This window comes from Ureibacillus galli (assembly GCF_014836845.1).
In the GTDB taxonomy this organism is placed as follows: domain Bacteria; phylum Bacillota; class Bacilli; order Bacillales_A; family Planococcaceae; genus Ureibacillus; species Ureibacillus galli.
Genome location: NZ_JACSQA010000010.1, coordinates 66428 through 79046, shown reverse-complemented (window position 1 = coordinate 79046; position 12619 = coordinate 66428). Strand labels below are relative to the sequence as shown.

Sequence of the window (12619 nt, the reverse complement as noted above, 5' to 3'; positions counted from 1 at the left end):
GAGTTGCCTTTTAACCCAAAGTTACATAAAAATGCTTCTTGTGATGATTGAAAAGATATGAGTTGATTCCATAACTCTATTCTATAAATATTCAACAAAAATCGTTATATTTGTTGGTTAAACTTCACTTTTTGTATTTCTGTTTACCTTACTTTTTTAAAAGGATGTTACATTTAACCTGTTCATCACATGAACACTAAAGAAATATTATAGAACAATTGATTACTGGGGAAATTATTTCTCCCAATGATACTCGTTATGATTTTGAAGTATATAAACAAGAAAATTATAAACAATAGATGAGAGCATGGAAATTTTTTAACTCATGGAGGTATTTTGATGACAGATTTAAAAGACAAGGTTGTGATCGTCACTGGCGGTGCATCTGGTATTGGGTTAGCTACTGCAAAAGCTTTTTTAGAAAAAGGTTCTAAAGTTGTAATTGGTGATTATAATAAGGAAGCCGGGGAAGAAGTAGTCCATACATTAAAAGAACACTATACAGATGTTTTATTTATAGAAGTAAATGTAGCTGATGAAAAATCCGTTGAAAACCTTGTATCACAAACCGTTTCCCAATTCGGTCAACTTGATGTCATTTTTAATAATGCTGGAATCGGTATTCAAAAACCAACTCATGAATTAACAGATGATGAATATAAACGTGTCATTGCCGTTAACCAAGACGGTGTATTTTATGGGATGAAATATGCACTTCGTGAAATGCTTAAAACAGGTGGAGGTTCAATCATTAACACTTCATCCATTTTAGGAAGTGTTGGTGAACCAACTTCTATTCCTTATGCTGCTAGTAAAGGTGCTGTTAACTTAATAACAAAATCAGCTGCTTTAGAATATGCTAATCGTAATATTCGAGTAAATGCCGTAGCCCCAGGATTTATTGAAACAGGTTTGGTTAACAAAGAAGCGCTTGGTGATTTTTACGATAGCTTAGTCGAAAAGCATCCTATCGGTCGTTTAGGTAAACCAGAAGAAATTGCCCATGCTGTTGTTTTCTTAGCAGAAAATGACTTTGTAACAGGTACTACAATCCTTGTTGATGGTGGATATACTGCGAAATAATTTATTTGATAAGCAAAGGGATAATTTATTCTCCTTTGCTTTTTTGTTTTATAAAATGATTTAGCGCACACCTAAACATGTTATTTTAGATGATGGTGGGTTGTACCTATTTAAAAAAATTTTTATTCGACGATAAATACTTATAAATTTTTTTAAAAGGGTGTAGCTCATGAGTATATTCACAAAAAGAGAAAAATCGTTGAAATTGAGAGAAGAAGCGGATAAACAAAAGCAACATGTAAAAATAAACATTCATCAATACCCTAATTTACTTCAACAGTTATCTATCATTGAACTTACTTTGGAAGATTTAGCTGTAGCGAAGGCAATACAACCTCTTATTCACGACAACATTGAGAAAATATATAACCCTATTTATAATCATTCCTTTGAAGGAATACGAAAAGTCGTAGATATGACACCATTAGGAATCGATCTAGCGGGTTGTCAGCAATACGTCATCAGCTTTTTTGATGGAATCATCGATGATGAGTTTGCTGCTAAAAGATATCAAATCGGTAAATATTATTTAAAGGTTGGGGTTGAAGTTAGATGGTACCTTTGCACAAACCAAGCTTTTTTAAACAAGATTATTGATATCCTTCATGAAGAATATAAAGACGATTTGGAGAGCTTAACACTAGCATTAAAAGTAACAAATAAAATTTTCAATTTAGAATTACAACTTTGCCTATCAGCTCTGCAAGAACTACAAAACGAAGCTGCCGCAGCGAAAGAAATTCAAGCGAAACAAAACGTAAAGCAAAACATTGGCGCTATTACAGAGGAACTGGCAGCTATGTCAGAAGAAGTTGGCGCATCCGTTGCCGATGCCATTGTTCGCTCCGAAAGTATAAAGTCAGACATAAACGAAGGTTTGCAATCAGCTATTATTACTTCTGAAACGTCTATGACTGGAAGAAAACAGTTAGATCAAGTTATTGAACAAACCCTTTCTTTAAAAAATAGTGTAAATGATATTAAAACAAGTATTAGTTCATTAGAAGCAAACTCAAGGGAAATTGGAGATATCGTTTCCGTTATTACTTCTATTGCGGAACAGACAAATTTATTAGCGTTAAATGCAGCAATTGAAGCAGCAAGAGCAGGGGAACATGGCAAAGGATTTTCTGTAGTAGCAGCAGAGGTTAGAAAGTTAGCAGAACAAACAAAAGATTCTTCAAGCGATATTAAAGAGCTGGTCGCTTCCACAACGAAGCAAATCGAAGAAGTGGTCAATCAAATAAACGACGTTAATAATAAAACATTATCAGCTAATCAAAATGTACAAGATACGGTGAATAGTTTTGACGAAATTTTAGCAGCCAGCAGTGCTAGTAAAGAACAGAACGAGCGAAACAACCAAGAAATGATAAAATTCACAAGTGCATTAAAAGAAATTGGTGAAGCAGGTCAAAAAGTTGCAGAATTGGCAGATGAATTAAATCAACAAATGCAGGAATATTAAAATTAAGGGCCCTTTAAGGACCCTTTTTATCTTTTGTAAAAACTACTCTACTTTTTGCTATCTTTACTCATTTGAATATATTCTTCTTCCGTTATAGCATGAAAAGGCACTTTCTCTTCAGCCATCCATAATGATAAATCGAAGCTTTTAGCATCTCCATCAAAATGCCCTTCCAACTTAACCGATTCTCCATCTACAGTTGTAAAGAACTCCAGTATTTTCCCATCAGTTATGCCGTTCAATTCATACTTTGTTTCCTTATATTGTTTTTCCCCATTTCCTATATGTTCCATTACACGGAGAGTTGCCGTCACTTCCCCCTCGCGAAGTGCCTCGTTGATTTTTAAGAATAGTTGTATTGATCCATCATTCGAAGAATAGTAGTAGCCATAGATGCTATTAAGCTCAGAGAAAAATTGGTTTTTCCGTTCTTTTTCGATTTGTTCCGAATGATATTCAGCATCTTCCATTTCATTTGTTACCCACCAATAAGCTACACCAAGCACCGCAACTAGTATCACCGCTACCCGATATTTCTTCATTTACCTACTCCCCCTAATTATCAAAAGGTGAAAACTTTAGTACTCTATTAGTTTATGTTAAACGTTTATTTAATAAATGTGGTAATGTAAATTACTCCTTATTATAAATAAAGACACCCTTCGCCCTCCATGAACTGCCCCGAAAAAATAGATTCAGGGCTGTTCACCAATTGGGAAAGGATGTCCTTATTTCTTTTGAATATATCAAACTATATTTTTTTCGAACAACGGGGAAATTTAGTTGGACTAAATATTCGAGACCGTTACACATTCATAACCTTCTTCTTTTAAAAACTTCAACACTGGCTCTAATGCCTCTACCGTAGTTGCATGAATGTCATGCATTAAAATGACAGAACCATCTTTCACATTTTCTTTTACTATACTCAAAATGGCTTTCGGATCATGGGATTTCCAATCAAGTGTATCTATTGTCCATAATGTAGCTGGCATTCCACTTACCTCATCGACCCGGTCATTTATCGCGCCGTAAGGAGGTCGGAAAACCGTAGGATATTCTCCTACAGCTTTTAAAATTGCTTCATTGGTCTGCTTGACTTCCTTTTTAACTTCATCATTACTTAAAGTCGTTAAATCTTTATGACTCCATGTATGATTACCTAATTCATGCCCCTTACTAGCTATATCTTTTACAATATTCGGATAGAAGTCTACTCGATTACCGAGCATAAAAAAGGTTGCTTTAGCATTATATTTATCTAATAATTTAAGAATTTTCTCTGTATTTTTTGGGTGTGGTCCATCATCAAATGTAAGAGCGACACGTTTTCCACCCGTAGATGCGCCTTTATCTGAAGGTTTCTCTGAATCTTCTCCATTATTTACTTTCGGTGGTACCGTTTGATGATCAGGCTCAACTTCAACGGCCAATTTATTTTTCCACTCATCTGTTAAAAATTCTTTAAATTGATCAAATGGAATCGAAATTTCAGGCGTACCTGCAGCACCAGCAGTAACTTCATATTCGTTAAATTTGAAGACGACTGACTTATCAGTGAGATACATATTAGAGAAGTGATTATCTTCATCTTCGATCCAATTCTTTAAATCTTCTTTGAAGAAATATAGACTATATTGTTCCGATTGTTCAAAGGCATTTCGTAATAATTCATAAATTTTATCCCGATTTTGTTCGTTATCATTTAAAATAGCTGTTTGTTGTATATATTGATTGTTATGTATATCAACTAAAAATACTTTTGTACTTTGTGTACCATTTGCTCCGACAACGTAACTTTCATTTGAAAAAACGATGGAGTAAACATTATCAATTACCGGGTAAATATTAAATGATATATTCAATTCCGCTATATTTTCTTTAAGAAATTCCTTATTGTTTTTTACTTCATTTAAGAAATTTTGCTTAGATTCCGATACATAATCGGCAATTCCTTGATTTAACTGTTCATCTTTAAATTTTGGATAATGAATTGCGATATGAAAAGTCGTTTCATCAAACACTTCCGATACGATATTCACTCCAGAGTATGCAGACGCTTCCGTCTTTTTACTACTATTCTTTTCATTAGAAGTGTCACTTCCATCATTCTTTACTAATAAAGATTTGAATAATAGAATAGCTCCTAAAAATACAAAAATAGATAATACAAATATAATGATTCTTTTAGCTTTCATCACATGACACCTTCTAACTTCTCTTGTTGTAAACAGTTCCCATTATACGCTCCGAGATAGGTATTAACAATATGAACTTGAAACAATTTAAAAGAATTTTTCCCTTCTATCAATTGGTCATAATAATCGGAGTTTTAGGAAAAAATAAATACTAAAAGAAACGGATAGGATGTCTAAAAATGAAAGAATATACGAACTACAAAACCTTTTGTATGAGTGAATACGATACGTTAAAACGAGTCATTCTTTGCCAACCTCAATATATGACAATTCGAGAAGTCATAAATGAGACGCAAGAACATTTTATAGATGAAGGCATTCATATTGAACGGGCCCTTCAGCAGCATGAGGAATTTGTTAAAACCCTTAAAAATCATGATATTGATGTAATTTTACTGCCTTACCATAAAAAGTATCCAGAACAGGTCTTCACACGGGATATCGGTTTTACATTAGGTCAAACTATCTTTGTCGCAAACATGGCAACAGATGTTCGTGCAGGAGAGGAAAATGTATTAAAACAATGGTTAGAGGACGAAGAAATCTCCTATTATAATTTAGTTGAAGAGTTAATAGAAGGTGGAGATGTTCTCATAGATCGGGATACAGTATATGTTGGACTAAGTAACCGAACAAACCAAAAAGCAGCCGATCAACTACAACGTCTGTTAACTGACTTTCAAATCGTCACAATTCCTTTTAAAGAAAGATACTTACATTTGGACTGTGTATTTAATGTTATTTCTCCTAATGTCGCCCTAATCTATCCGAAAGCCTTATCACAAAAGGAAATTGACTTATTCGCCTCTCGTTATGATTTAATAGAGGTTTCAGAAGAAGAACAATTTCAATTAGGTACAAATGTGTTGAGTATCGGGAACAAACGATTATTTAGCTTACCTGTAAATACCAATGTAAATAATCAACTGCGAAAACGGGGCTTTGAGGTAATTGAAGTCGACATTACGGAAATTATTAAATCAGGTGGTTCCTTCCGGTGCTGTACCCTTCCGATTTTACGCGAAAGCTAAAAAATGCCCATATAAACAACCTTAAATATAATAGGTTGTTTATATGGGCTTTATTTTGTTAAAAAGCTGTCTTTAAAAGAAAAATTTTAGAAAGCAGGAATAGCTGTTTCATCATAATTTTCTTCTAAAAACTTTTTCACTTCTGGACTTGTCATCGCCTCTGCTAATTTTTGAATCGCTTCAGAATCTACATTATCTTTACGAGCAACTAAAGTAATAGCAAAGTCATTTTCCACTCCTTCAGTAAGGAGCGCATCACTTTTCGGCGTTAATCCTAGTGGTGCTGCATAAGCAGGTGTCATAACGACAGCATCTGCATCATCATACATTCTCGCTAACATTAACAAATCGACTTCTTCAAACTTTAAATTTTTTGGATTTTCGATAATATCGGCTTTTGTATAATAATTATCCGTTTTTTCTTTTAATTTTATAACATTATGTTGGGCTAACAAGGATAATGAGCGATCCACGTTAGAAATGTCATTGGCAATTGCAACAACAGCACCTTCAGGTAACTCTTCCATTGATTTATAATTTTTTGAGTAAACACCGTAATTCGCAAAATAGATTGGTTCAACAGGGACTAAATCTGCATCATTGTTTCGATTGAATTCCTCCATGTACGGAACATGTTGGAAGAAATTCGCATCCACTTCACCTGCTGCAAGAGCACTGTTCGGTTGGACATTATCACTTAATACGACCACTTCAAGTTGAATGCCTTCTTCTTCAAGTTTTGGTTTAACAAGGTCTAAAATTTCTGTCATCGGTGGGATTAATGAAGCTACTTTTAATGTTACTTCCTCCTGCTTTTGATCTTGTCCATTTTCATTATTTTTTGCTTCATCTGTTTGGCCACAACCAGCCAAAATAAATAAAAAAACAGTTATAAGGGAAAGCACTTTTTTCATGATTTTTCCTCCAGTATTTTATCTTTTATCAATGATTCTCGATAGATTTGTTCCAATAAATTGGATGATTTGTACAAGTATGACCATGATAATAATCACATAAATCATTAATTCGGTTTTAAATTGCTGGTACCCGTACCGAATAGCAAAATCCCCTATTCCACCGCCACCAACTACCCCCATGATTGTTGAATAGGAAATAAAACTAATAATCGAAGTTGTTAATCCAAGAACGAGACCTGAACGAGCTTCTACATAAACAAATTTAAAAATCACTTCTTTAACAGAAGCACCCATTGAAATTGCTGCTTCGATAACTCCTTTTGGGACGTCCAGTAAGGATTGTTCGACTAACCGCGCATAGTGGGCAATAGCGATTATCGAAAGTGGCACCGTTGCTGCTATTGTTCCGATAGCTGTTCCGATAATGAATCTTGTAAACGGTATTAAAAAGACAACTAATAATAGGAACGGAAAGGAACGGATTGTATTGACTAATAAATTGAACGTCGAGAAAAGGAATCGATTCTCTAGCATATTGCCTTTTCGGCAAAGAAAAAGTAATGTCCCAACTGGGAGACCGATTAGAACGGCTGCAAGGATAGAAACTCCTACCATGACAAAGGTTTCTCCAATCGCTTGCCAAATCTCCGTTTCATATTGACCTAAAGTATCAAGCATGATCTATCTCAACATCCTTTGTTAGTTGTTCGACAAAGTATTTTGGGCTATTCTCTTTATTTAATATTCCCGTTGGTTTACATTTTACTGTGTCATAAATTTCTCCGTCTGCCATGACCGTTACGCGATTACAAATACTTCGAATGACTTCCATCTCATGACTGACGATAACAATTGTCACGCCTAAACTTTTATTAATATTTTCTAATACCGTTAATATATCAGCAGTAGTACTTGGATCTAGGGCAGAGGTTGGCTCATCACATAATAATACTTGCGGCTTGTTCGCTAATGCTCTAGCTATCGCAACCCGCTGTTTTTGGCCACCGCTTAATTGGGCAGGATATTTATCCATTAAACTATCCAAACCAACAAATTGAAGACACTCCATAACGCGGCTTCGTCGTTCTGCTCTTGGGTAGTTTGCCAATTCTAAAGGTATAACGACATTGTCATAAACCGTTTTATTGGCAACTAAATTAAAATGCTGAAATATCATTCCTAATGATTTGCGAACTTGTCGAAGTTTTTTACTATTCATACTTGTTAGTTGTTGACCATTTATTTCTACTTCGCCTTCATCTGGGACTTCCAACAAATTCATTAATCTTAATAAAGTCGATTTACCAGCGCCACTTGCCCCAATTATGCCATGGATTTCCCCCTGATTAATCGTTAAAGAAACTGATTTTACTGCTTGAAACGTTGAAAAGCTTTTTGAAACACGATCTAATTTAAGCATAAAAAAACCCCTTTCTATGATGGGAAGGGTGATGTCAATTCTTCTCATTATAGCCCAATAAAAGATGGTTGTCATTTTCGTTTAGTTTTCAAAGTAACTAACTACCGGCTCTACTTTTACCTTTTAATAGTTCAATAATCCATTGTAAATTTATAATGATTTTTGAATAAAATCAAGGTATACATTTATACTAAGGAAGATTTTAAATTCTCTGTTGAAAAAGAGAAAGAAGGGCAATTTTTATGGATACCATTATTTACTTTTTACTTACTATTGCGTTCTTCATTTTATTGATAATAGGTATCCTTTTAGCTAAACAGGATGGCTGGATCGACGTCAGTAATGTTCTATTACTCGTTATAATAGCCTTGCTCTATGATAACGGAATTCTAGCTTTAGGAAAGTTTATAGGGGAAGGCGATTTACTGAAAGCTTTAAATGAAATACGTTATTGGTTACATGCATTGATTACCCCTCTACTCGTGCTTTTTGCCTGGCATACGATAGTAAATACTAAGATAAAATGGGCTTCAAAAAAAGGAATACAATGGCTCGTTATCTTTCTTACACTTTTTTTCATCATCTTCGAATTATACTCACTAGTTCCTAGTTTCTCTTTAGAGCCTACTTGGAAGAATGGGGTTTTAAGTTATACAAAGAATGAAGAAGACATTCCTGTTATGATTATTGGCGTATCCATTATTTTATTAATAACTTCCATTTTGGTTTGGTGGAAACAAAGATGGCCATGGTACTTTATTGGCATTCTTTCTATGGGATTAGTCCCTATACTCAATTATCTTTTGCAAATCAATGCTCCTCATAATATAGCCGAATTTCTTTTAATAGTTGCACTACTTGCAACAAAGGCTTATCAACAAAAACGACTAATACAAGAAAAATCCCGCCTTTCTTAAAAGGTGAGATTTTAAAAATTTATATACTACTTATTCATTTTACTTAGAAAATCTCCTAATAAACTGTCGAGATCATTTTCCATGTCTGTCGGTTCTTCTTCCACATTAATCGATTGATGTTGTGTTGCTTTGTCCCAATCAAAGGTGTCCAAATCATCCATCATTTCTATATTCCCGTCAGTAGGTGTTCCTTTACTATCTTCCCCATAAGTTGTTTCTTTAATGGATGACTCTTTGTACATCTCTTCTGGTAAATACAAAGCTTCATCTATATCTAAGGAGTTACTATTTAAAGATGATAACAAAGCAGTGGCACGAACAGGATCCATTAAAAGTTGGTAAAGTATCGTTCCTAGTAGCGCCTCTGAATGCTCATGTTTTAGCCAGTCTCGTTGGGATTTGCTTAAACTATGAGGAAGGGGAATCGTAATCGTTTCCCTTTCCTTCGAAAAAGATTGACCGACCCCTCGCAAGACAAACTCGGCAATTTTACTTGAGAAATTCCGTCTTTCAATTTCCTTTAGCTTTTGTAAATGTTTCAGTAGATGGTCAGGTGTATCGGAAGGGATACGAAATGAAATGGCTTGTCCCCTCTTTATCTCATTAGAATTTGAGCTTTTCATATGATCACCCTAATTAATTTTTCACAGGTTCTTGAGGTGATTTCGGCTTTTCCATCTTTCGGGCAAAATCCGTAATAAGTTTATAATAAGCATTGGCCATCATCCAAATGCTCTCTTTTTCATCTTCAAAAAATTCAATATTATATCCATCTAAATTGTTATTTAATGTTTTTATATATTCTTTTAATACATTAGCTCCTCCACCTACAAAATAGCAGATTTCTGTTTGGGAATTTTTTTGCCAAACATTTCTTAATAGACGGTATTGCTTTTTAGCTAGTTCAAGTAAGATCCGGTCTGTAATATCATGGACACTTGTCCGACTTCCCTTTACCATAATATGATTCCGATCATTTTTCCTCGTAATAATTTCAACAACATCACGACGACTATCCAATTCAATACCATGTTTGGAGCGAATTTCTTCTCTAATTGCCTCTAATGATTCCGATACACCTAGATTAAATCCTTGTGCTTTATCATCATCAACATTTCGGTTTTTAATGACGGCAATATCCGTTGATAGTCCTCCTATATCTTGGATGATAATTCTTTTATCGATTAAATCTTTATTAATAACTTTTAGTTGATTGTCCATTACGAGATTAATGTAAGCGGCAAATCCTTCTGGATATATCTTTACCTCATTGAATTTAATATTTACCTTTAACCCTTGATATTTTGGTGTAACTAGAAACTCTACTTGGTGGACAGAACCAACTAATTTAGAGCGATATCCTGCATCCTTTCCTTCCTTTACTTCACGTAGAGGTAGGCCCGTTCCAAGGGTATAATTTGCATCAATCACATTTTTTGTACGAGGGAACTGGCTCGTATTTTTTTCATGAACAGCATCTAATGCTAACGTTGCAAAAAGCATGACTAATGTTTGATCTTCTTCGGATTTTGCACTTCCCGGATCTAGTTCCGTAGCATTGCCACTTTTCGTTGCCAAATGACCTACACGATAGATCGCATTATTTTCTTTCAATGCAGGTGAATGTACTTTAATATGAATTCCTTCTAATGGATTTTTATTATCTAATTCTTCTTTTCCAATTACCGGTCGATCTTCCGTGTCAATTGCCATAATATTAGGAATATTTAACTCATACTCTAATTCTCCAAAAATAGCTTTAATGGAATCATTACCAACATCAACAGCTGCCATTCGAGTGTTCATCATTTAATCATTCCTTTTCATTAGTTTAGTAAAACCTTACTTCTAACTTAAAGGTTATAGGAGATTTCTACATTCTTCAATTGGCATTACCTAAAAGATATATAACTGTAAACATCTTGTAAACTGTTGTGTTTTGTAGACATTTCGGTAATCTTTAGTAACAAATTTGTTTACATCTTGCTATTATCCCATGTAAACGAGTTTGTTTACATGTAAACAAAATTGCCTACATGTAGTTTACTATTTGTAAACTTGCAAACATTTTTGTAGACGAAACGAATATTGGGATTCTTTTTAAAATCAGAGTAACTATCCTTACGGCCTAAAATAAAAAACTCAACCATTAGTCGATGCTAATGGTTGAGCTTTGTTATCGTCCACATATTTAAATAGCTGTATACCCACCATCTACTAAGAGACTTGCCCCTGTAATAAATGACGCATCATCACTTGCAAGGAAGGCAACTGCTTTCGCCACTTCCTCTGGTTTTCCTAATCTACCAATCGGATGAAGGTTAATTAGCTCTTGTCGCATTTCTGGTGTTAAACCAGCGAGCAAAGGCGTATCAATATAACCCGGATTTACATTATTTATTCGGATACCTTTAGAAGCATACTCGGCAGTTGCCGTTTGCGTTAATAGTTTTACTCCACCTTTTGCTGCACTATAAGCACCTACGCCTGCTTTCCCTACAAAACCATGGATTGAATCATTATTAACGATTGCTCCTCCGTTTTCTTGCTTTAACATTTGTGCAATTGCATATTTGTTACATAAGAAAACACCATTCAAGTTAACATCAACTATTTTCTTCCACTCCGAATAATCTGTTTCATGTACAACTGTCATGCCACCGATTCCTGCATTTGCAAAAAGTACGTCGACACTACCATATTTCTCAACTGTAGCATCAATAAGATTTTTAACGTCCTCTTCATTAGTTACATCTGTTCGAATATAAGTTGTTTCATTTCCTTCACTATTAAGTTGATCAGACAAATTCTTCCCTTTATCTGACATATCTGAGATAACGACCTTTGCACCCTCTTGTACAAATTGCTTTACTGCCGCTTCACCAATTCCACTTGCACCACCCGTAACGATAACTACTTTCCCTTTAAAACGTTCTGACACTTATATTTCCTCCTTGTTCTAGTACGTGTAATGTATTGAATATTGTTGATTAGAAATCTATGTTAATGTAAACCACTAAAGCCTAAAATTATTATATTCAATAAAGTAAATACTATAAGCCCAATTAAAATAATCTAGTTGAAAGATACTGATCCTACTACTTTAAATGTTCATTTAAAATATTCTCTTCTAGAACTGCAAATTTATCACCATATACTTTTGTTATATGATTTTCTCCCCACGAACAAAGGGCATCCAAAATCCCTTTCAAACTCCATCCATACTCACTTAATTCATATTCCACTTTTGGTGGTACTTGATTATAGACAATTCGATTTATAACTCCATCTTCCTCTAATTCCCGCAACTGTTGGGTTAACATTTTTTGCGTTATGTTCGGCATAAGACGTTTTAATTCATTTGTACGTTTCTTTCCGTGGGTTAAGTGACATAAAATGACGCATTTCCACTTTCCACCAATTACTTCTAAAGTAGCTTCTACAGATATATTGTACTTCTTTTGTTGCATACTAAATTCTCCTTTATAGGTACTTTAAAGTTCCTATAGTACTTTCTTGTGCCTATATCACTTTAAAGTACGTACTTCTCTTTTAAATCTTTTTATCTCATAATAGCATCTGCGG

General features: G+C 34.4%; 13 protein-coding genes. 4 read left to right on the top strand and 9 right to left on the bottom strand.

Going from position 1 to position 12619, the window contains the following annotated elements:
• Nucleotides 1-339 precede the first annotated feature (339 nt).
• Nucleotides 340-1083, top strand: a complete 744-nt coding sequence (locus H9636_RS08820; RefSeq protein WP_191707256.1) for an SDR family NAD(P)-dependent oxidoreductase — start codon at nt 340-342, stop codon at nt 1081-1083.
• 169 nt (nt 1084-1252) lie between these two features.
• Nucleotides 1253-2551 carry a globin-coupled sensor protein gene (locus H9636_RS08815; protein ID WP_191707255.1) on the top strand — a complete coding sequence of 433 codons (1299 nt, stop codon included), beginning with the start codon at nt 1253-1255 and terminating at the stop codon, nt 2549-2551.
• Between the two features lie 47 nt (nt 2552-2598).
• On the opposite strand, the gene H9636_RS08810 is transcribed toward H9636_RS08815, so the two are convergent.
• Together H9636_RS08810 and H9636_RS08805 are read right to left on the bottom strand one after the other, a co-directional pair.
• Nucleotides 2599-3093 (bottom strand): hypothetical protein, encoded by a 495-nt coding sequence (locus tag H9636_RS08810; RefSeq protein WP_191707254.1) that lies wholly within the window; start codon nt 3091-3093, stop codon nt 2599-2601.
• Nucleotides 3094-3339: 246 nt separating this feature from the next.
• Entirely contained in the window at nt 3340-4749 is a 1410-nt protein-coding gene (locus H9636_RS08805) for a polysaccharide deacetylase family protein (protein WP_191707253.1), read from the bottom strand.
• Between the two features lie 179 nt (nt 4750-4928).
• Here H9636_RS08805 and H9636_RS08800 point away from each other — a divergent pair, with 179 nt between their 5' ends.
• A complete protein-coding gene (locus H9636_RS08800; RefSeq protein WP_191707252.1) occupies nt 4929-5780 on the top strand; it encodes a dimethylarginine dimethylaminohydrolase family protein in 852 nt (283 codons plus the stop codon).
• Nucleotides 5781-5866: 86 nt separating this feature from the next.
• Here H9636_RS08800 and H9636_RS08795 read toward each other — a convergent pair whose 3' ends face one another.
• The 3 genes from H9636_RS08795 to H9636_RS08785 are packed head-to-tail and all read right to left on the bottom strand — an operon-like array spanning nt 5867 to nt 8117.
• Nucleotides 5867-6694: a MetQ/NlpA family ABC transporter substrate-binding protein gene (locus tag H9636_RS08795; RefSeq protein WP_191707251.1), complete on the bottom strand. Its 828-nt coding sequence runs from the start codon at nt 6692-6694 to the stop codon at nt 5867-5869.
• A gap of 18 nt (nt 6695-6712) precedes the next feature.
• Nucleotides 6713-7375, bottom strand: coding sequence for a methionine ABC transporter permease (locus tag H9636_RS08790; protein ID WP_191707250.1), 663 nt, complete (start codon nt 7373-7375; stop codon nt 6713-6715).
• The gene (locus tag H9636_RS08785; RefSeq protein WP_191707249.1) at nt 7368-8117 is read right to left on the bottom strand and encodes a methionine ABC transporter ATP-binding protein; all 750 of its coding nucleotides are present in this window, start codon (nt 8115-8117) and stop codon (nt 7368-7370) included. The genes H9636_RS08790 and H9636_RS08785 overlap by 8 nt, the downstream gene beginning before the upstream one ends.
• Before the next feature lie 242 nt (nt 8118-8359).
• Between H9636_RS08785 and H9636_RS08780 the strand changes: the two genes are divergently transcribed.
• A complete protein-coding gene (locus tag H9636_RS08780) occupies nt 8360-9034 on the top strand; it encodes a hypothetical protein (RefSeq protein WP_191707248.1) in 675 nt (224 codons plus the stop codon).
• A gap of 26 nt (nt 9035-9060) precedes the next feature.
• Here H9636_RS08780 and H9636_RS08775 read toward each other — a convergent pair whose 3' ends face one another.
• The 4 genes from H9636_RS08775 to H9636_RS08760 form a co-directional block, all read right to left on the bottom strand.
• Nucleotides 9061-9657, bottom strand: coding sequence for a hypothetical protein (locus H9636_RS08775; protein WP_191707247.1), 597 nt, complete (start codon nt 9655-9657; stop codon nt 9061-9063).
• A gap of 13 nt (nt 9658-9670) precedes the next feature.
• Nucleotides 9671-10843, bottom strand: a complete 1173-nt coding sequence (locus tag H9636_RS08770) for a ParM/StbA family protein (protein WP_191707246.1) — start codon at nt 10841-10843, stop codon at nt 9671-9673.
• A 382-nt stretch (nt 10844-11225) separates the two neighbouring features.
• Nucleotides 11226-11975 carry an SDR family NAD(P)-dependent oxidoreductase gene (locus tag H9636_RS08765; RefSeq protein WP_191707245.1) on the bottom strand — a complete coding sequence of 250 codons (750 nt, stop codon included), beginning with the start codon at nt 11973-11975 and terminating at the stop codon, nt 11226-11228.
• Nucleotides 11976-12132: 157 nt separating this feature from the next.
• Nucleotides 12133-12504 carry a winged helix-turn-helix transcriptional regulator gene (locus tag H9636_RS08760; RefSeq protein ID WP_191707244.1) on the bottom strand — a complete coding sequence of 124 codons (372 nt, stop codon included), beginning with the start codon at nt 12502-12504 and terminating at the stop codon, nt 12133-12135.
• Nucleotides 12505-12619 lie beyond the last annotated feature (115 nt).

What these genes read in the sequence shown, in the direction of transcription:
- H9636_RS08815 (WP_191707255.1), top strand. Translation starts at nt 1,253, where the DNA reads ATGAGTATATTCACAAAAAGAGAAAAATCGTTGAAATTGAGAGAAGAA.
- H9636_RS08790 (WP_191707250.1), bottom strand. Translation starts at nt 7,375, where the DNA reads ATGCTTGATACTTTAGGTCAATATGAAACGGAGATTTGGCAAGCGATT.
- H9636_RS08795 (WP_191707251.1), bottom strand. Translation starts at nt 6,694, where the DNA reads ATGAAAAAAGTGCTTTCCCTTATAACTGTTTTTTTATTTATTTTGGCT.
- H9636_RS08760 (WP_191707244.1), bottom strand. Translation starts at nt 12,504, where the DNA reads ATGCAACAAAAGAAGTACAATATATCTGTAGAAGCTACTTTAGAAGTA.
- H9636_RS08810 (WP_191707254.1), bottom strand. Translation starts at nt 3,093, where the DNA reads ATGAAGAAATATCGGGTAGCGGTGATACTAGTTGCGGTGCTTGGTGTA.
- H9636_RS08775 (WP_191707247.1), bottom strand. Translation starts at nt 9,657, where the DNA reads ATGAAAAGCTCAAATTCTAATGAGATAAAGAGGGGACAAGCCATTTCA.
- H9636_RS08800 (WP_191707252.1), top strand. Translation starts at nt 4,929, where the DNA reads ATGAAAGAATATACGAACTACAAAACCTTTTGTATGAGTGAATACGAT.
- H9636_RS08770 (WP_191707246.1), bottom strand. Translation starts at nt 10,843, where the DNA reads ATGATGAACACTCGAATGGCAGCTGTTGATGTTGGTAATGATTCCATT.
- H9636_RS08805 (WP_191707253.1), bottom strand. Translation starts at nt 4,749, where the DNA reads ATGAAAGCTAAAAGAATCATTATATTTGTATTATCTATTTTTGTATTT.
- H9636_RS08785 (WP_191707249.1), bottom strand. Translation starts at nt 8,117, where the DNA reads ATGCTTAAATTAGATCGTGTTTCAAAAAGCTTTTCAACGTTTCAAGCA.
- H9636_RS08780 (WP_191707248.1), top strand. Translation starts at nt 8,360, where the DNA reads ATGGATACCATTATTTACTTTTTACTTACTATTGCGTTCTTCATTTTA.
- H9636_RS08820 (WP_191707256.1), top strand. Translation starts at nt 340, where the DNA reads ATGACAGATTTAAAAGACAAGGTTGTGATCGTCACTGGCGGTGCATCT.